Origin of the sequence: Rhodococcoides kyotonense (genome assembly GCF_001645385.1) — a bacterium.
In the GTDB taxonomy this organism is placed as follows: Bacteria; Actinomycetota; Actinomycetes; order Mycobacteriales; family Mycobacteriaceae; genus Rhodococcoides; species Rhodococcoides kyotonensis_B.
Map to the genome: position 1 here is coordinate 55,041 of NZ_LVHI01000006.1, position 17,918 is coordinate 72,958.

Consider the following 17,918-nt stretch of genomic DNA (forward strand, 5'->3'; position numbering starts at 1 on the left):
GGATCAGTAGAACAGTGGACGATACTTCGGGCGGTACTGCAGCGCATTCGGATCACGCATGCTGCGCACCTTGGCGGGCGTGCCTGCGACGACCTCGAGCTCGTTCACCGTGCCACGCACCATCGAGCAGCCGCCGACGACGGCGCCACGGCCGATCGTGGCACCGCTGAGCACTGTGCACCGGCTGGCGATCCAGACGTAGTCACCGATGAACGTGGGTTCGAGAATCGGCTTGAACGTCGGATCGTTGTGGTCGTGGTACCCACCGATGATGTGCGTGTCGCTCGCGATGACGACGTTGTCGCCGATGGTGATTCCGCCACGCGCGTCGAACATGCACCGAAAGCCGATGGAGCATGCCTCACCGATCACGAGATTCTCGATGTCGAGGATCGTTGTGCCGCGGAAGATCGACGTGTCCTTGCCGATCGTCGCCCCGAACGCGCGTAGGAAGTTCTGCCGTACGACGTGCGACGGGATGTAGGTGACCACCATGTTGAAACCCAGTGTGCCGATCCGGTTTCGGATCTTGCGGGCCAACGAGATGTCCTGCATCTTGTAGTCCGACACGTGGTGGATCTTCGCGTCCGTCGTGGGTTCTTCCACCGCTGTCATGCTGCCATCTCCTCGGTCATGTCGAATTCGACCATCGCGGTGACGATCTCCTCGAAGTTCTTGGTGGGCGCCCACCTGAGCACGTCGCGTGCCTTGGACGCGTCGCCGATCATTCTGGCCGAATCGGCGGGACGCAGCATCTCGGGATCTGCATCCACGTAGCTGCGCCAGTCGTCGATCCCGACGGCTGCCATCGCGGAGGCAACGAAATCGGCGACGCTGTGCGACTGCCCGGTCGCGACTACGAAGTCGTCACCCTTGCCGTGCAACGCCATCGCGACCATCGCGGCGACATAGTCGGGTGCCCAACCCCAATCGCGTTGCGCGGACATGCTGCCGAGCTCGAGCTTGCTCTGCGTGCCACGAGCGATCGCGGCGGCCGCCTTCGTGATCTTGCGGGTGACGAACGTATCGGGCCGTCGCGGCGACTCGTGGTTGAACAGAATTGCGTTCGTGGCTTCGAGACCGCGAGATCGGTACACCTGAACCATGTTGTGACTCAGTGCCTTCGATGCACCGTAGGGAGACGTCGGCGCGATACGCGAGTTCTCGTTCTGCACCGGGTCCGAGGATCCGGCGAAGATCTCGGCACTCGACGCGTTGATCACCATGACCCGCTTGCCCGACGCCTCCTGATGCGTGTGGCACGCGTCGAGCAGCGATGCGGCCGAGACTCCGTTGACTCGGGTGGTCAACACCGGGTCCTTCCACGACCGCCACACCGACGAGATGCCGGCGAGATGGAAGACGTAGTCGGGGTCGGTGGCGCCGACGAGATCCGACGCGGCTCCCGGCTCACCGAGATCGACCTGATGCATCGTGACGTCGTCGACGACGCTCATCGAGCCCGGCCGAGCCACACCGTGGACCGTCCATCCGAGATCGACGAGCGCTTCGGACAAGTAGCTGCCGTCCTGCCCGGCAACCCCCGTCACGAGGGCGCTAGGCGGCTTCCGCCTGGCAGTCACGCGATCTTGACCACGTCGGCCGACTGCTCGGCCAAGTCGCTCTGCACCATCATCGAAACCAGTTCGGGGAAGGTGACTTTCGGCTTCCAGCCGAGCTTCTCCTGAGCCTTCGACGAGTCACCGACGAGCAGGTCCACCTCGGCGGGGCGGAAGAAGCGGGGGTCGATCTTGACGTACTCGGACCAGTCGGTGATGTCGACGGCGGCGAATGCGTGGTCGAGCAGTTCGCGGATGGAGTGCGTCTCTCCGGTGGAGATGACGTAGTCGTCGGCCTGCTCCTGCTGCAGCATGAGGTACATCGCCTCGACGTAGTCACCGGCGAAGCCCCAGTCGCGCTTGGCGTCGAGATTGCCCAGCGAGATCTCGCTCTGCAGGCCGAGTGCGATGCGAGCAACGGAGCGGGTGACCTTGCGCGTCACGAATTCGATTCCGCGACGCGGTGATTCGTGGTTGAACAGAATGCCCGAGCTGGCATGCATGTCGTACGACTCGCGGTAGTTGATCGTCATGTAGTGGCCGTAGACCTTGGCGACTCCGTACGGCGAACGCGGCCACAGCAGCGTCGATTCGCGCTGCGGGACGTCCTGCACCTTGCCGAACATCTCGGAGCTCGACGCCTGGTAGAAGCGAACCTGCTTGCCCGCCATGTCCTGGTAGCCACGCGTGGCTTCGAGCATGTTCAGCACCCCGCCGCCGGTGACGTCGGTGGTCAGACGTGCGTTCTCCCACGAGTAGGCGACGAAGGAGACGGCGCCGAGGTTGTAGACCTCGTCCGGATCTGCGTAGGCGAACGCGCGCATGAGGCTGGACAGATCGAGCAGATCGCCCGTCAGCACCTCGACCTGCGGAAGGATGCGCTCGAGCATTGCCGCCTTCGGATTGTTCTGTCCCCGAAGCAATCCGAAGACCTCGTACCCTTTGCTCAGTAGAAGCTCGGCAAGGTAAAGGCCGTCTTGACCGGTGATTCCCGTGATCAATGCCCTCTTGGTCATTGCGACAGCTTCCTCTCGATGTTCTCTTCGTGAATTTCCGTGACTGCCGCAATCAGTTCTGCTGCGAAGCGTTCTTCACTGAACTGCTCCACGTGAGCCTGAATCTTCAGCGGCTCCCATGATGTTCGTTCGAGCTTCTCGACCGCTGCCCGGATTGCTTCGGGCGTCGGTTCGTCGAAATAGACACCGGTGACGCCTTCGACGACGGTGTCCAGGAACCCGCCCCACCGGAGAACGACGGTCGGTTTCCCGTGATAGCCGGCTTCGATGGGGGTCAATCCGTAGTCTTCATAGCTCGCGGCGACGACCGCGTTACACATCGTGTACAGCCAGGTCATTTCGCCCGCGCTGAGGTCGCTGAGCATGAGAACGTTGTCCGACTTGACTTTTCGCAGACGCTCGGCTTCGGGGCCGCGTCCGACGACGACGAGCTTGTGGTCGGTCCCGGCGAACGCTGCGATGACCTTGTCGACGTTCTTGTAGGGGAGCAGGCGCGAGATGCACAGGTGGAACGGCTCTCCGCCGCTCCAGTTCTCGACGTCGGTGATCGGTTCGGCCGGTGAGGTCTCGACGGTGAACGGCGCGGGAAGCACGGTGGATGCGATGCCGTACGCATCGGTGATGCGTTTGTTGATGATCGTGGAGATGGCCAGGTAGCGGTCTGCGGAACCTGCAGCGCGACGGTCCCACCGGCGTAACGGCCAGGAGAGTGCCTTCAGTGCAACACGTTTCAGTGAGCTACTGGATTCGCCGAGATACATTTGCGATTCGTACAACCAACGTGCAGGTGAATAGCAGTAGACGAGTTTGCGTCCAGATGTGCGGAATCCGTGTGCCCAGCCGCTCGTGCTGGTGAGTACGACGTCGGCGTCGATCGCTATCGAGCTCGACGCGAACGGCAGAAGAGGGAGCGCGAGGCGATGGTTCTTGCGCAGGAACCCGATTCGGTTCAACGTCGAGGTGCGAACGTCGATACCTGCGAAGTCGGGGAACGTGGTCGACGGCTCGAACAGCGTCGTGTAGACGGGACTGCCGGGGAAAGCGCGGGTCATGGCGAGCACGACCTTCTCGGCGCCGCCGCGCTGTGTCAGGTAGTCGTGGGCGATGGCGACGCGTATCGGGCGGGTGAGTTGCTCCGTCATGCGGCGACCCGCAGATGTTTCCGTTGCACAGCGGCGTTTGCATTCATTCTTGTACCAATCGTGTCGAACCGTGCACAAAGAGACTTTGACTTGAATTCCCGACCGCGGAAAGCATGGATTTCGCGACGTCGTTGTGCGATGTACTTCCGGGCTTATGTGCGTCCCCCGACTGGGACGAGAACTCCGAACACACTGGTGTCCCACTGTGTCAGTCGTTCACAGTAAACAAGTATCCGACATGCGCCTGAATTGGTAGCACTAAGTGATGTGCTTCACAATGACGAATCGGACGCGGGAGAGTATGGATACTCGGTATTCCTCGCGATTTAACACTACGGAAATGAATTCTCCGAGTCGGCGGGCGATATCGCGAGAAATGAACGTGAAACTCGGTTCGAAATAAAAACACCGACCGGTCTGTAATCGACCGGTCGGTGAATCTGTCAGTAATTCGGTTTTCAGTTTGTTTCGGTCCCCACGTGCGCGCGAATGTATAGCCCGCTATACATTCGCGCGCACGTGAAGCCGCCTACCGTTGCGCCCGCGCACCCGCCGTGGGCGTCCAGGTGATCGATCCGTACTGGAAGGTCACGCGCACACCGCCGCCGTCGATGGGCGTCTCGTCGCTGGTCGCAGGACCGAGCGTCGGGTCCCACGCGGAGATGATTCCGCCGCCGATCAGCCGGGTCCCGCCGAGGTCCGTCGAGAACACGCGCAGGCCGTACGGGCTGTCGAAGTCCTGGTAGCCGTTCGCGAAGCCGGTGGTGGGCAACAAGCCGGTGCGGCGGACCGCGTCGGCAACCACGTTCGGCGACGCGATGAACCCGGTCGGCGTCTGGAAGACCGTCGCGTAGTCGCGGATCTGCGCCCACGTGTCGCGGATCGGGAAGACCGGGCTGACGGCTGCTCCGAGCTCGGACGGCACCATCTGGAACCGGTTGTACTCGGCCGAGCGCGGAATGCCGTTCATCAGTTGCGACATGACGCCCCAGAGCGCGGGCTTGCCGCTCCAATCCGAGCGCAGCAGGCCGAACGTCATCTCTGTGTCCTGACTACCGGTCTGCTGGTCTTTCAGCTGGTACAGGTAGATCGGGCCGGTGTACGGCAGCTCCTGCCACTTCGTGATGAAGTGGGTGATCATGTCGCTCTGCTGCTCTTCCGACGCGACCGCGGTGGGTACGCCGTACTCGGTGGCCCAGATCTTCTTTCCCCCGTCGCCGTTCGCGACCATGAGTGCGCGAATGTCCATGACCTGACGGACGGGAGAGTCGTCGACGTACGTGCCGTCGGCGAACTTCATCGTGTACTGGTACGGGTGGAACGACAGCGCGTCGAACTTCCCGGCTGCGCCCGCGGCGTACATCTGCTGCGTGAACGTGACGGGGTTCTGCATCCCGTGATTGTCGACGACGGCTCCCAGTACCCCGCCGACGACGGTGGCCGACGGGTCGGCGCCCTTGATGGCCGGGTAGGCGGCTTTCAGCAGGTCGGTGTACCCGGCGGCGTCGGGGGACGGACCGTAGAACATCGCTCCGTTGGGCTCGTTCCAGATCTCGTAGGCCTCGATCTTGCCCTTGTATCGGTCGGCGACCTTGCCGGCGAACTGGCCGAACAGGGCGGGCGACGCGGGCCGGTAGTTGAGTGCCTGTCCGGGTGGTGACGTCGCCCAGGTCGGTGTGTAGGCGATGATGCCGAGCATCGAGATACCGCGCGCGTTCACTGCATTCACGACGCGGTCGACGGCGGTCCAGACGAGCTGGTTCTGTGCGGGCTCGACGTTGGCCCACGGGATCGACACGCGCATCGACTTGATGCCCGCGGCGTCGAGTATCGACAGCGTCGTGTTCAGTTCGGCGTCGCTCGACCACAGCAGCGCACCGTTGTCGGAGACGCCGACCGTCGTCGGTGTCACGGCCGCGTCGGCCTGGGCGAGTGTGTGCTCGGTCGGTACTACGTAGGACGTGACCCCGAGCGACAGGCTCGCGGTCATCACGGCTACCGACAGTGCGGACACCACTGATCGAAGTCGAATACGGCTCATGATGATCTCTCCGGAAGGGGGCTCTTTTCGCGAGCCCATCGAGAAATCATTGCAGGAAAATCGAAAGTGTTACAAGCCGCAATCACTTTGTCTTTTCGTATCGAACTGCTGGTCAAGCCATGTTTGTCGCTACCGGGCTTTGCGACGCGAATGGCCTTCGGGTTCGGTCGTCGGGCACGTTATCGGTGGCCTTTTCCCACGCGACGACGAGGAAGACGATCAAGACCGAAAAGGCCATCGTCGTGGCCGGAATGGTGACGACGGGGAAATCCAACTGCAGCGCGACGACGCAGAACCCGATGAATCCGCCCCCGATGAATCCGTGTTCCCAGTGCTTCGACCGGAGGCATCGGTAGCCGATGATCGCGCCGACGACGATCACTGCGGAAAAGGCGAGGCCTGCCAGAATCCCGCCGCGATAGACGGACAGCAGCGGGGCGTTGGCCACGTAGTTGACCTCGAACGCCGAGCCGGGATCCTTGAATTCGGTGCGCCCCCAGCCGAGCCCGAACAGCCAGTGGCCGGCCATGTGCCCGGGGAAGTCGGCCAGTGCGTCACCTCTCGCGCTCGACCCGGCATCGCCGCTGCCGAAGGACGAGAAAACCCGGCTACGCACGGTCGGGACCGACAGTGCAGCCACGAACGCGGCGAAGAATCCGCCGATGATGACGACGCGGTCGCGCGTCCGCATGGATTGAAACAGCAGCATCAGCACGACGCCGAACACCACCGAGAACAGGGCAGCGCGCGACAAGGTCAGCACCAGTGCGCCGAACAGCAACGCCGACAGCGCCAATCGCATCCTGTCGCGGAGGAGCAGTACGCAGAGCATGAGTGCGACGAAGAGGCCGATGCCCGCGGCGTTGGGATCGATGTACGTGCCGGCGAGTCGAACCGTCGCCGCGCCGCCGGAATAGACGAAGCGCGTGCTTTCCTCTTCGGTGCCGTATCCGAACGGGGAAAGGTAGCCGATCAACTTGCCCGCCGGGTCGCCCATCAGAACGACGACCGCGAATGCCGCTGCGAGGGAGGCCGCGTAGACGTAGATCCTTCCGAACAACTCGAGTTCCGTCCGCGGCAACCGGAGCAGCGATACCGCTACGAGAGTCGAAACGAGCCATTTCCCGAATTCCGCGTAATCCACTGTCGCGCTGCCGGTTGCGACGACCGACAGCGCCGACGTGACGATCAATGCGATGACGGCCATCTCGCCGTATGTGACGCGACTCACTCCTGTGCGGTGGATCACCGACGCGAGTACGACGCCGAATCCCAGCGTGAATACCAACGGAGCATGAACGCCGGGGACGTAGCCGAACGGAAGCGCGCCCAGCGAAAATGCAAGAGCGCGAGTCAGATATGTGGGGTGCCTGAGTCCGATGTAAGCTCCCACCGCAAGCCCGACGAGGGCGAAAGCACCCAGTTTTCCTGGCGTTCCACCGACGATCATCAAGAATGTAACGAACAACGGGACGACGACGATCACAGCCGCGTCAACACGTTTCGAGATGTTCATGGGCACTGATGTTGTCACGCTTTCATCCGGTCGCAACATGTATGTACTGCTGAATTGATCTCTGCACTTTATTCTTTCTGGCGAACCGGGCAATCGAAGAGGAGCATTTCGTGGAGATGCGAGAGTACGGGCGGATTCTCCGTGCAGGATGGTGGATCGTCGCGATCGCGACGGTGCTCGGCATCGTCGGCGGACTCGTGTACTCGTTCGTCTCGGCGTCGCAGTATCAGGCGTGTGCTCGTCTGTTCGTCACGACCGAGGGTGGTAGCTCGGTCGGCGAGGCCTATCAGAACAACCTGTTCTCTCAGGAGCGCGTCAACTCGTACGCCGGTCTGGCCACCAGCACTCAGGTCGCGCAGCGCGCAGTGGATCAGTTGCAGCAACCGATGACGGCGAACGAGTTGCGCGACAAGCTGACTGCGACGCCGCTCGAGAAGACCGTGTTGCTCGACCTCTGTGCCACCGATTCGGATCCGGCCGTCGCCCGCGCACTGACCAACGCCGTCGCGGGTCAGCTGACTCAGGTCGTCCAGGAACTCGAGACGTCGCAGCGCGGCGGAAACCCGGCTGCCGGAGCCACCATCGTCGATCAGGCAGACGTACCGTCGAGCCCAGCCGGCACGGGACTGGTCACCTTGCTGGTCCTCGGCGCAGTCGCAGGTTTCGTCGTCGGCGTCCTCGCTGCGCTCGCCCGCGGGTTGATGGACCGATCGATTCGCGATCGTCCTCGTGCAGAGGACATTTCGGGCCGCACGGTCATCGGCGGTCTTCCGATCGACCCGGAACGACCGTCCACCGCCGTCGCCACATTCAGTCGTATGGGTGAGCCGCTGCGAGCCCTGCGAACCAACATTCGTTTCCTCGGTGCCGGTTCGCCGCCACGGGTCATCACCGTCACGAGTGGCAGTGCGGGCGAGGGACGTACCTCGACCGCGATCGACCTCGCCGCCGTGATGGCCGAGGCCGGCTACAAGGTTCTGCTCGTCGGCGGCGACATGCGTACGCCCGAGCTCGCCGATCGCCTCGGGATCGCGCAGACCCGCGGCCTCAGCACCGTACTGTCCGGCGAGCACCGTCCGGACGACGCCATTCACCGCGATGTCGTCAGCGGTGTCTCCGTGCTGCCTGCGGGCCCGGTGCCACCGAACCCGAGCGAGCTGCTCGGCTCGGACCGCGCTCAGGTTCTCTTCGAGACGCTGCGCGGCGACTATCGCTACGTCATCGTCGACACGCCTCCGCTGCTCGACGTCACCGACGGTGCAGTTCTCACCGCGCTCGCCGACGGCGCATTGGTGCTCGCACGCGTCGGCAGCACGACGCGTGACACGCTGCGCCGGACCGTCAAGGTTCTCGGCGGTGTGGGCGCCAACGTCCTCGGAGTGGTGACGACGTTCGAGCCCACCCGTCGTCGTGCCGCGACGCACGCGAGAGGTGCTGCGGCACAGACCAAGCCGCAGGCAGCCGACGCTACCTGGGAGGAACCTGCTTCCTCGTCCAGTAGGGGCTAGACGCATGCTGCGGTCCACGAGGCCTGCCCGAATCGCGGCGGGGATGTGCGCGGCCCTGTCGTTGGTGGCGGGGTGTGCCTGGGACGACCAGGTAGTTCTATCGCCCGACGCGGCCACGACGCCCGTCACCGCGACGACGTCGGCTCCCGAGCCTCTACCACCGCCGAACCTGGCTGATACCGGACCCGGTTCGTTGCGCTCGTTCGAGCCGATGGACGACATCGCCGACGACGTGACCGAACTCGGTGCGACGGCAACTCGCGTCGTCTACCGATCGACGTCGGGTATCGACGGCAGGGTCACCGACGTGTCCGGCACCGTGCTGATTCCGGGAGGCGCTGCGCCCGAGGGAGGTTGGCCGATCATCTCGTTCGGCCACGGCACGACGGGTGTGCTGAACAACTGTGGCCCGTCGGAGTACGCGAACCTCTTGGGCAGCGCGCCGATCGTCGCCGCACTCGTCCTCAACGGGTATGCAGTGACGATGTCGGACTACCAGGGCCTCGGACTGGGCGGTGACTATCACCCGTACCTCGATTCGAAGACGCTGGGCTACAACATGATCGACGCCGTCCGCGCGGCGCGGAACTTGGTTCCGACGCTGAGCAACCGGTGGGCCGCGTACGGGGTGTCGCTCGGAGGCATGGCGGCGTGGGCCGCCAGCGACCGTAACGGCGAGTACGGCGGTGGGCTTGAACTCGTGGGCACCGCGGCCATCGTTCCGGTCTCGGACATGACCGGGCTTGCCGACGCGGCCGCGAACGGAACGTTGACGCGCGCGCAGTACCCCCTCCTCATGTACGCGCTGCAGGGCCTGTCGATCTCGCATCCCGAGATGAACCTCGACGACTACCGATCCGGTCTGGCCAGGGAGCGGTGGAACGACTTCATGCAGTGCGTTCCGCCCGGCTCCGACCTGGTCCCGGAACTCGTTGCGGCGCTGCAGCCGTCGGACCTGCGTCCCGTCAGCCGGGAGGCGACGGATCGACTACGCGGCTGGTTGGCCGGTATGGCTGTGCCGCAGGCGAAGTCGACGTCCCCGCTTCTCGTCATGTACGGATCCGAGGACGACCTCATCCTCGAGCCGTGGACCGAGAAGGCGCTCGAGCAGGCCTGCGCGTCGGGCGATGTGGTCGAGTACGAACTGCACCGCGGCGAAGGCCACGGCAACCTCGACAGCACCCGATCGCTGCCGTGGGTCAAGGCACGATTCGCCGGTCAGGACGTCGTCGACACGTGCGAGCTGGATCGATGATCGCGCCGACCGGGGTGCCACGGCTGAAGGATTACGGCCGGATGCTACGTGCCTCGTGGTCGCTGATCCTCGCCGCGACGGTACTGAGTCTGGCAGGTGCATGGCTCGCCACTTCGCTTGTCGCACCGTCCTACACGGCGTCGACGCGTGTGTTCGTCACCGCGCCGGGTCCGACGACGACGCGAGCCGCGCAAGAAGGCAACCGAAGTTCGATGATGCGCGTCGAAAGCTACGTGCAGTTGACGGCCAGCGAGCAGGTGCTGAGGCGCGTCATCGTCGAACTGGGTCTGGCGATGGGGCCGGACGAGCTGAAGCAGGACGTCGTCGTCAGCCCTGTGCCGGCGTCCGCGCTGTTCGACATCACGGCGGTCGCCGAGTCCGGAGAGCAAGCCCGAGACATCGCGAATGCGTTGGCCACGAATCTGATTCAACTGGTCGAGGAGATCGACCTGGGTGCGAACGGACCGGTGTCGAACGTGACGCTGATCGACGCGGCTGCCGTGCCCGAGGAGGAGGAGACTCTCGTCGGCAATCTGATCGTCGGCGGGGGAATGGGATTCGTCGTCAGCTGTGTCCTGGTGATCGCGTCGGGGGTGTGGCGTGATGCCGTCGATCACCGTGACGAAGTGGAGCACATCTTCGAAGAGGTGGGGGTACCGAGACGATGAGGCATCTACGACGCGTCGGCGGGGCGTGCGCACTGTCCGCTGTCCTGGTGGCGGGCGCATGTTCCGATGAGTCTCCAGCGCAACCCGATTCGGCTGCGCTGGGTGGAACGCTGACGGCCGACTACTCCGGCGACGGACCGGGTTCGCTCGTCAGCGCCGACGATCTCCTGACCGTCGATCGCCGGCTCAGCGGAATCTCGTCGACCGTGGCGCGCGTGGTGTACCGATCGACGTCGGGTGTCGACGGTTCGGCCACGGAAGTGTCGGGCACGATCTTCGCGCCGGAGGGGGACGCCCCCGACGGCGGGTGGCCGATCATCGCGTACGGCCACGGCACGACGGGTGTGCAACCGGACTGCGCGCCGTCGACCGATCCGGAACTGCTGGGCAGCTCGCCGATCGTCACCGCACTCGTGCGGTCCGGCTACGTCGTCGCGGTCTCGGACTACCAGGGTCTCGGGCTCGACTCGTCGTATCACCCGTATCTGGATGCCACGACCGCCGCGAACAACCTGATCGACTCGGTACGCGCCGCGCAGAAGCTGGTCCCGGACGCGTCGGATCGGTGGGCGTCGTTCGGCGGCTCGCAGGGCGGCCAAGCTACTTGGGCTGCAAACGAACTCGCAGGCACTTACGGCGACGGTCTCGAAATGGTGGGTTCGGTCAGCTTGGTTCCCGCGGCGGACATCACCGGCCTCGCACGGGCCGCGGCCGACGGCACGTTGACCGCGGACCAGAAACCGCTGCTGCAGTGGGTGCTCGTCGGTCTGGCCGAGTCGCACCCCGAGATCGATCTCGACGACTATCGCCGCGGCATCGTCGCCGAACGGTGGGACGAATTGTCCGCGTGCGGTGGACCTCTCGCCGCAGACCGGACGGAGCTGGCCGCGCAGATCGACGACGACGACCTGAGGCCGGCCACCCCCGAAGCGGAACGAGCCCTCGAAGGCTATCTACGCGAGATGAGTCTCCCCAGAACCCGTTCGGCGGCACCGATGTTGGTGATCTACGGCGGACAGGACTCGCTCATCACGCAGTCGTGGACGGACGGTGCCATCGCCGCAGCATGTGCGGCGGGGGACACCGTCGAATCGCTTCTCCAACCGAATGCAGGCCACGCAGACATCGACGGAGCTGCTGCGTTCCCGTGGATCACCGCACGCTTCGCGGGCACACCGGCCGTCAGTACCTGCCCAGCACCGCCACAACCGTAAGGCGAAGACGATGACCGCAACTCCCGACAGGACGGCCGCTGCCGCTACCGAGCCGGCGTCCACCGACAAGCGCCCGGCCCGCATCCTCGGACTCGACGGGCCGCGCGGTATCGCATGCCTGATGGTGCTCGCGGTGCACGTGGGCGGACACAACAGCCCGCAGACGGTCGCGACGTTCAAACTGGGTCTGCTCGGTCAGGGTCTCGTGTTCTTCTTCGCACTGTCGGGCTTCCTGATCTTCCTGCCGATGGTGCGACGGCTGTTCGCCGGAAAGCCGATGCCCGACACCAAGAGCTACGCGGTACATCGCATCCTGCGTGTGTTCCCGGCGTACATCGTGATCTTCCTGCTGTGCAGTGTCGTGCTCCGTGCGGTCTTCGTCGAGAACGCTGCCGTCGCCGAACGGCACTTCACCGACGCGGGGCTCGGCATGCTGACCGATCCGCTCGCACTGCTGGCGAACCTGACGCTCGTGCACTCCTACATTCCGCAGTACCTGCAGACCGGTATCAACCCGTCGTGGTCGCTGTCCCTCGAGTTCGCGTTCTACATCGCGTTGCCGCTCCTCGCTGCGATCTCGTTCTACCTACGGGGGCGCACGAACATCCCTGCACCCGTACTCGCCCTCATCCCGGTGGGGGCGATGTTCGTCATCGGCCTCACCGGCAAGCTGTACACGCAGAGCCGGGTGGAGGCGTCGGGAATCACGGATCCGTTGCTGCTGGACTGGGGCCCCAACGAGATCGCCGTCCTGAGCCGTAGCTTCTGGTCGCTCGCCGACAACTTCACGTACGGCATGCTCGTCGCCGTCGTGTTCGTGGCCATCGAGCGCGGAGTCATGAAGGGCCGCTTCGTCACTCGAATGCGGTGGTGGGCTTTCGTGGGGATGATCCCCGCGGCTGCCCTGTCGCTGAAGCTGATCGACGACAACTCTCGCTGGCAGAGCACGTTCGTCGCCATCGGGTCCGCCCTGCTGATCCTGTTCATCATCGTGCCGCTGGCACGCGGTCAGAGGTCGAAGTTCGCCGAACTCGCGGATTGGGCTCCGCTGAGCTACATCGGCACCATCTCGCTCAGTGTCTACCTGTGGCACTTCCCGATTCTGATCATGGTCGGACGGTTCGGCTGGATGGCAGGCGACAGTCCGGCAGGCATGCTGTGGAACTTCGCGGTGGTGACGGTCGTCAGCATCGTCTTCGGCACCGTCACCTACCGGCTCGTGGAGAAGCCGGCGCTGACGTTGGCCCGTCGATACAAGTCCACGTGAGGCGACTGCTTCTCGTGGCGCTCGCCGGTATGCTGCTGGCCGGATGCGGGTCGGCACCCGCCGTGCAGCAGAACCCGCTCGTGCTCGACGGACCGAGCATCCCGGACCCCGGCCCCTCCGCTCCGGTTCCGTTGAAGCCCATCGGGTTCACCGGCGGCGCACCCCTGTTGTGGGCGAGTGAGGACGAGCTCGACCGCAGTCTCGACGCGGTGGCGGCATCCGGATCGACGCGCCTACGCCTCGACATGGCGTGGCCTCTGCTCGAACCCCAACCGGGAGTGCAGGTCTGGGGGCCGACGGACCGCGTCGTCGATGCGGCCCTCGCCCGCGGTATCGAAGTGCTCGCCATTCTCGATTACACACCCGCATGGGCTGCTGCCGATCCGTCGCTCGGACTCACGAGCAAGCCGGCGTCGGCGCAGGAGTACGGTCACTACGCGGGTCAAGTGGCACAGCACTTCTCGGGTCGCGTCCACCACTACGAGATCTGGAACGAGCCGAACGGCAAGGTGTTCTTCGCGCCCTGGGCCGACCCCGAACTGTATGCCGACATGCTGCGGGAAGCGTACACGCAGATCAAAGCCGTCGACCCGGACGCGATGGTCATCGGCGGTGCGATCGGGGCCGTCGGTGACAACGAGAACACGATGAACGGCCTGACATTCCTGAAACGGATGTACGCAGCTGGGGCACAAGGCTATTTCGACGCCCTGTCCGTGCATCCGTACTCGTACCCGGGAACGCTGGTCGGGACCGAATCGATTCCCGACGGCGCGTTGCGGATGATCGCCGACATCCGTCGCCACATGCTCACGCACGGTGACGACCAGAGGCAGATCTGGGCTACCGAGTTCGGCTCACCCACGGATGTGGGTGCCGGAATCACCGAGGACCGTCAGGGCGAGTTGATGACGTCGTTCATCCACGAATGGAGTCAGCTGTCGTTCGCTGGACCGATGTACGTGCACGAGATTCGCGATCGGCTGGCCGGCTCGGACAATCCGGAGGACAACTTCGGGGTTCTGCACCGTGATTTCACTCCGAAGCCGGCGTACACCGCACTGACCTCGGCCATCGAGTCGGGCATGCTCGACGATCCGGACTATCTGGCCATGAACGCTGTGGCGCAGAGCATTTAGTCACTCGGTGAGTCGTTGACTCCGGTGTATCCGGGGCACGATCGCATCGGCAGGCCTTACGTGGCGCAGGAATTCGCCGGTGGTGTGTTGTTCCGCTCGGCGAACGGTTTCGCGATGTCTCCGAATCAGGTGGCGTCGGCTGTTCTGGCGTCCGGTTTTCTGCCGGCAGGGCCGTACGTGCAGGGCATGCAGCAGTTGGACGCCGACGGCGGTGCCCGCGTGTTCCATTCGGAGCGAACGGGTGTGCACGTGGTGCGCGGTGCGATTCTCGACGCGTGGACGCCGGAGATCGGTTATCCCACGTCGGAGGAGTACCAGGACGGTACCGGTCGGGTGACCGACTTCGAATTCGGCCGCATCCGGTGGGAAGTCGACTCGGGAGCGCAGGTGCTGGCGCGATGAGACTCAAACTTGTTGCTGCGCTGTCCCTGTCGCTCCTGTTGGCGGGCTGCGCCGCCACCCCGTCGCTGTTCGCCGTCCCGGGGATCGCCGCGTTCGCGCTCCGGGACAGACCGTCGGAGCCGATCGAGATCGCGGAGAACGGCACGGGCCCGGGCTCGATCGTCAGCGCCGAGACGATGCCGAATCTTCCGTGGAGCGTCACTCGGTCCGGACTGAACGCGGCGCGGGTGGTCTACCGAAGTGTCGGCGATGTCGAGGTCTCCGGCAGCATGTTCACCCCTACCGGGGACGCCCCCGACGGAGGCTGGCCCGTCATCTCGTTCGGCCACGGCACGACGGGGATCGACGAGGCGTGCGGTCCGTCGCTGTCGTCCGACCTGCTCGGCGTGGCGCCGCTCGTCGCGGGATACACCGCGGCCGGATTCGCCGTCGCCATCACCGATTACGAGGGTCTAGGGCATCCCGGTGTGCACCCGTACCTGGACAACATCGCAGCGGGCTACAACATGATCGACGCGGTTCGTGCGCTCGGGCACGTGTTTCCGAACGTGTCCAGCCGGTGGGTCGCCTTCGGTGGCTCACAGGGCGGCGGTGCAGCGTGGGCGGCCAACGAACAGGCCGGGTACGCACCGGAATTGGAGATGCTCGGATCGGTGAGCCTCGCTCCAGGAGCCAACATGGCAGGGTTGGTCGACAAGGCGCAACGAGGAACTCTGACCGCTGATCAGGCTCCGCTTCTGCAGTGGGTTCTGGAGTCACTGTCGAGAAAGCTACCGGGCCTGGACCTGGACCTCTACCGCAGTGGCAACGTCGCCGCGGACTGGGACGCACTGAGCGCGTGCACCCCGGACGGGGCGTCGGCGCGCAGTGAGGCGGCGAAGCGGATCGGTCCGACGGACCTGGCGCCGAAGACCGAGGATGCGGCCGGACTGTTGCGCTACTTCCTCGACGAGATGTCCGTCCCGCAGCAGGGTGCCACTGCTCCGATGCTCGTGGTGTACGGCGACGCGGATACGTACATCGATGCGGTTTGGACGGACGAAGCCGTGAGAAGGGCGTGTGCGCTGGGAGATACCGTCGCGATCGATCGACAGCCGGGAAAGGGACACGGCGACGTCGACGGCACTGCGGTGAACCACTGGATCGGTGAACGATTCGCCGACGAACCCGCCGTCGACGATTGCAAGTGAAGGACAGGGCCGTGAGTCTGCGAAGGAACCTGGAAGTTCGTGCGAAGGACGTCGTCAAGCGGCGGCTGGGTACGGGCCTGCCGGTGGAACCGTTCACCGAGCCGTACCTCGTCGTCGCGGTGATGGGGCAATCGAACGCGCACGGCGCGGGCGTCGGACTGGATCGCGACGGCCTGGACAAGCCGCACCCGCGGGTGCATCAGTGGGCGTCGTCGGGTCGGTCGAAGAACACGATCGTCGCGGGCTGTGACCCGCTCTTCCACGAAGTACCCTCCAAGGCAGTCGGATTCGCGACGACGTTCGCACGAAGCCTCGCCGACGACACCGGTCGGCCTGTCCTGCTGGTTCCCTACGCGCGCGGCGATTCGGCCTTCGCGCGCGTGAACGGAATTTCCTGGGACCCGGCGGACAGGGCAGCCCGTGTCAATCTCTTCTGGAATGCGCTGGCGCGCATCGAATCCGGGCTCGCGCTCGTTCCAGGCAACAGTCTGGCTGCGGTGCTGTGGCATCAGGGGGAGAGCGACGTGCCGCTGACCCCCGGCCCGGTATATGCGCAGAAACTGGATTCGGTCATCGACACCGTTCGTGGTCGGTTCGGGGAAGTGCCGTTCGTGATCGGTCAGATGGTGCCCGACGAGATCGAATCCGCGCATCCGGACTATCCGGTGATCGACGCGGTCCATCGCGACACCCCGCGTCGTCGAGGCAGCGTCGTCTACGTGCCGGGGCCGCGCGGGCTCTACAACAGCGAGACCGAGAAGATTCACTACAACGCCGCCGGGCAGCGCGAACTCGGTCGGCGAATGTGGGACAGCTTCGCGAACATGTAGTTGCGCTCGGCTCGTGGCGGACTGAAACCTACTGCCCCGTGAACGGTTGCTTGGACAGGGCTGCGCTCAGGGTGTCCGCGGCCTCTCGGGCCTCGTCGGCGTTCCGGCGGTACTTGTCTTGCAGTGCACCGGGTTTCGTGCGCTTGGCGAGTGCGGTCGCGAGATTGGCGCGCTCGTGCAGGCTGCGCAACGCGATGGAGAGCGCCTGGTCGACTTGTTCACTCTGCGCGTCGAGGAGCGCCGGGCCGGACCAGGCGTGTCCTATCCGGCAGCGATAGTTGTTCTTGTCGTCGATCGCGAGTAGCGCACCGCCGCAGTCGGGACAGACGTAGCCGGACGGAGGCCCGAGGTCGTCGGCGGTCGGGTGAGTTTCGAAACGATTGCTACGGGCGATGTCTTCCTCGAACTCGAGCAGTCCTGGCACGGACGCTCCGGCAGGCTCCATTCCCCGTCGAACGTCCTCGGTCTCGACCTCCTTCGGGAGATCGAGGGCGGCCACGAACGGTCCGATCTTCGCGACAGGAAGGACATGGTCGACGCCGATCGTCTCGATGGCGTGGCACGGCAGCGTCGAGTAGAGGGCGTCGTCGGGGTCCTGGGCAATGGTGACGCCGCCTCGTTCCGCGATCGCGGCGAGGCCGTCGACACCGTCGTCGCCGACTCCGGACAGCAGGACACCGACGCCGCGCGAACCTGAATGCAGTGCGACGGATCGAAAGAGAGTGTTGATCGACGGCCGATGTCCGCTCTCGGTCGGTCCCTCGCTGAGGTGGATCGTGCCGTTCTCGACGAGCAGGTGTCGGTCGGGCTGGGCGGCGTAGATGACTCCGGGCTTCAGCGTCGTGCCGGTTTCTGCCGTGACCGCAGGGAGCAGACCGGAACGATCGAGAATCGAGGGGAGTGCGCTGTTTCCGTGCGCAGGCATGTGCAGCGCCACCACTACGGCGTGCGGGAAGTCGCTCGGCAGGTGCGCGACGAGGGCAGTCAGGGCCTCGACGCCGCCGGCGGAGGCGCCGAGGGCGATGACGGCTGGACCGTTCGTAACCACTTCCTCAACCTACCCGGCTGCAGTGGTTCTCACCGGAATACTTCGGCCCGAACCCACGGGGCGGGTCCGATAAGCGAGAATGAACCCTGTCATTGCCGCGCGACGGCAGTCAGCTGCGGTGTG

General features: G+C 64.8%; 16 protein-coding genes. 9 read left to right on the plus strand and 7 right to left on the minus strand.

Features of this window, described 5'->3' with window-relative positions; translation table 11 throughout:
• Positions 1-3: 3 nt before the first annotated feature.
• The 6 genes from A3K89_RS05060 to A3K89_RS05085 all read right to left on the minus strand — a co-directional run bounded on the left by A3K89_RS05060 (position 4) and on the right by A3K89_RS05085 (position 7,274).
• Positions 4-615, minus strand: a complete 612-nt coding sequence (locus tag A3K89_RS05060) for an acyltransferase (RefSeq protein ID WP_068422779.1) — start codon at positions 613-615, stop codon at positions 4-6.
• Complete coding sequence (locus A3K89_RS05065) at positions 612-1,583, minus strand: GDP-mannose 4,6-dehydratase (protein WP_068422782.1); 972 nt, start codon at positions 1,581-1,583, stop codon at positions 612-614. The genes A3K89_RS05060 and A3K89_RS05065 overlap by 4 nt, the downstream gene beginning before the upstream one ends.
• Positions 1,580-2,575, minus strand: coding sequence for a GDP-mannose 4,6-dehydratase (locus A3K89_RS05070; RefSeq protein WP_068422784.1), 996 nt, complete (start codon positions 2,573-2,575; stop codon positions 1,580-1,582). Before A3K89_RS05070 ends, A3K89_RS05065 begins: the two co-directional genes overlap by 4 nt.
• Positions 2,572-3,717, minus strand: a complete 1,146-nt coding sequence (locus A3K89_RS05075; RefSeq protein ID WP_068422787.1) for a glycosyltransferase — start codon at positions 3,715-3,717, stop codon at positions 2,572-2,574. The genes A3K89_RS05070 and A3K89_RS05075 overlap by 4 nt, the downstream gene beginning before the upstream one ends.
• Before the next feature lie 529 nt (positions 3,718-4,246).
• On the minus strand, positions 4,247-5,758 hold the full coding sequence (locus A3K89_RS05080; protein ID WP_068423004.1) for a cellulase family glycosylhydrolase: 1,512 nt from the start codon (positions 5,756-5,758) through the stop codon (positions 4,247-4,249).
• A 112-nt stretch (positions 5,759-5,870) separates the two neighbouring features.
• A complete protein-coding gene (locus A3K89_RS05085) occupies positions 5,871-7,274 on the minus strand; it encodes an O-antigen ligase family protein (protein ID WP_068422790.1) in 1,404 nt (467 codons plus the stop codon).
• 116 nt (positions 7,275-7,390) lie between these two features.
• Here A3K89_RS05085 and A3K89_RS05090 point away from each other — a divergent pair, with 116 nt between their 5' ends.
• From A3K89_RS05090 to A3K89_RS05125, 9 genes are read left to right on the plus strand one after another with little or no spacing between them, the layout of a single operon-like run.
• The gene (locus A3K89_RS05090) at positions 7,391-8,782 is read left to right on the plus strand and encodes a polysaccharide biosynthesis tyrosine autokinase (protein WP_254303438.1); all 1,392 of its coding nucleotides are present in this window, start codon (positions 7,391-7,393) and stop codon (positions 8,780-8,782) included.
• A 4-nt stretch (positions 8,783-8,786) separates the two neighbouring features.
• On the plus strand, positions 8,787-10,037 hold the full coding sequence (locus A3K89_RS05095) for a lipase family protein (protein WP_254303429.1): 1,251 nt from the start codon (positions 8,787-8,789) through the stop codon (positions 10,035-10,037).
• Positions 10,019-10,705, plus strand: coding sequence for a YveK family protein (locus tag A3K89_RS05100; RefSeq protein WP_254303430.1), 687 nt, complete (start codon positions 10,019-10,021; stop codon positions 10,703-10,705). The genes A3K89_RS05095 and A3K89_RS05100 overlap by 19 nt, the downstream gene beginning before the upstream one ends.
• A complete protein-coding gene (locus tag A3K89_RS05105; protein ID WP_068422798.1) occupies positions 10,702-11,919 on the plus strand; it encodes a lipase family protein in 1,218 nt (405 codons plus the stop codon). The genes A3K89_RS05100 and A3K89_RS05105 overlap by 4 nt, the downstream gene beginning before the upstream one ends.
• A gap of 10 nt (positions 11,920-11,929) precedes the next feature.
• Positions 11,930-13,186, plus strand: a complete 1,257-nt coding sequence (locus A3K89_RS05110; protein ID WP_068422802.1) for an acyltransferase family protein — start codon at positions 11,930-11,932, stop codon at positions 13,184-13,186.
• A complete protein-coding gene (locus tag A3K89_RS05115; RefSeq protein WP_254303431.1) occupies positions 13,183-14,325 on the plus strand; it encodes a cellulase family glycosylhydrolase in 1,143 nt (380 codons plus the stop codon). The genes A3K89_RS05110 and A3K89_RS05115 overlap by 4 nt, the downstream gene beginning before the upstream one ends.
• 24 nt (positions 14,326-14,349) lie before the next feature.
• A complete protein-coding gene (locus tag A3K89_RS26245; protein ID WP_254303439.1) occupies positions 14,350-14,727 on the plus strand; it encodes an LGFP repeat-containing protein in 378 nt (125 codons plus the stop codon).
• Positions 14,724-15,917 (plus strand): lipase family protein, encoded by a 1,194-nt coding sequence (locus A3K89_RS05120; protein ID WP_157105241.1) that lies wholly within the window; start codon positions 14,724-14,726, stop codon positions 15,915-15,917. The genes A3K89_RS26245 and A3K89_RS05120 overlap by 4 nt, the downstream gene beginning before the upstream one ends.
• A gap of 11 nt (positions 15,918-15,928) precedes the next feature.
• The gene (locus tag A3K89_RS05125; RefSeq protein ID WP_068423007.1) at positions 15,929-16,747 is read left to right on the plus strand and encodes a sialate O-acetylesterase; all 819 of its coding nucleotides are present in this window, start codon (positions 15,929-15,931) and stop codon (positions 16,745-16,747) included.
• A 28-nt stretch (positions 16,748-16,775) separates the two neighbouring features.
• On the opposite strand, the gene A3K89_RS05130 is transcribed toward A3K89_RS05125, so the two are convergent.
• On the minus strand, positions 16,776-17,795 hold the full coding sequence (locus A3K89_RS05130) for a chemotaxis protein CheB (protein ID WP_068422809.1): 1,020 nt from the start codon (positions 17,793-17,795) through the stop codon (positions 16,776-16,778).
• Positions 17,796-17,918: the final 123 nt, after the last annotated feature.

Excerpts from the sequence above, each read along its gene's own strand:
- A3K89_RS05060 (WP_068422779.1), bottom strand. The coding sequence starts at position 615 with ATGACAGCGGTGGAAGAACCCACGACGGACGCGAAGATCCACCACGTG.
- A3K89_RS05070 (WP_068422784.1), bottom strand. The coding sequence starts at position 2,575 with ATGACCAAGAGGGCATTGATCACGGGAATCACCGGTCAAGACGGCCTT.
- A3K89_RS05075 (WP_068422787.1), bottom strand. The coding sequence starts at position 3,717 with ATGACGGAGCAACTCACCCGCCCGATACGCGTCGCCATCGCCCACGAC.
- A3K89_RS05080 (WP_068423004.1), bottom strand. The coding sequence starts at position 5,758 with ATGAGCCGTATTCGACTTCGATCAGTGGTGTCCGCACTGTCGGTAGCC.
- A3K89_RS05085 (WP_068422790.1), bottom strand. The coding sequence starts at position 7,274 with ATGAACATCTCGAAACGTGTTGACGCGGCTGTGATCGTCGTCGTCCCG.
- A3K89_RS05090 (WP_254303438.1), top strand. The coding sequence starts at position 7,391 with ATGCGAGAGTACGGGCGGATTCTCCGTGCAGGATGGTGGATCGTCGCG.
- A3K89_RS05095 (WP_254303429.1), top strand. The coding sequence starts at position 8,787 with ATGCTGCGGTCCACGAGGCCTGCCCGAATCGCGGCGGGGATGTGCGCG.
- A3K89_RS05105 (WP_068422798.1), top strand. The coding sequence starts at position 10,702 with ATGAGGCATCTACGACGCGTCGGCGGGGCGTGCGCACTGTCCGCTGTC.
- A3K89_RS05110 (WP_068422802.1), top strand. The coding sequence starts at position 11,930 with ATGACCGCAACTCCCGACAGGACGGCCGCTGCCGCTACCGAGCCGGCG.
- A3K89_RS05120 (WP_157105241.1), top strand. The coding sequence starts at position 14,724 with ATGAGACTCAAACTTGTTGCTGCGCTGTCCCTGTCGCTCCTGTTGGCG.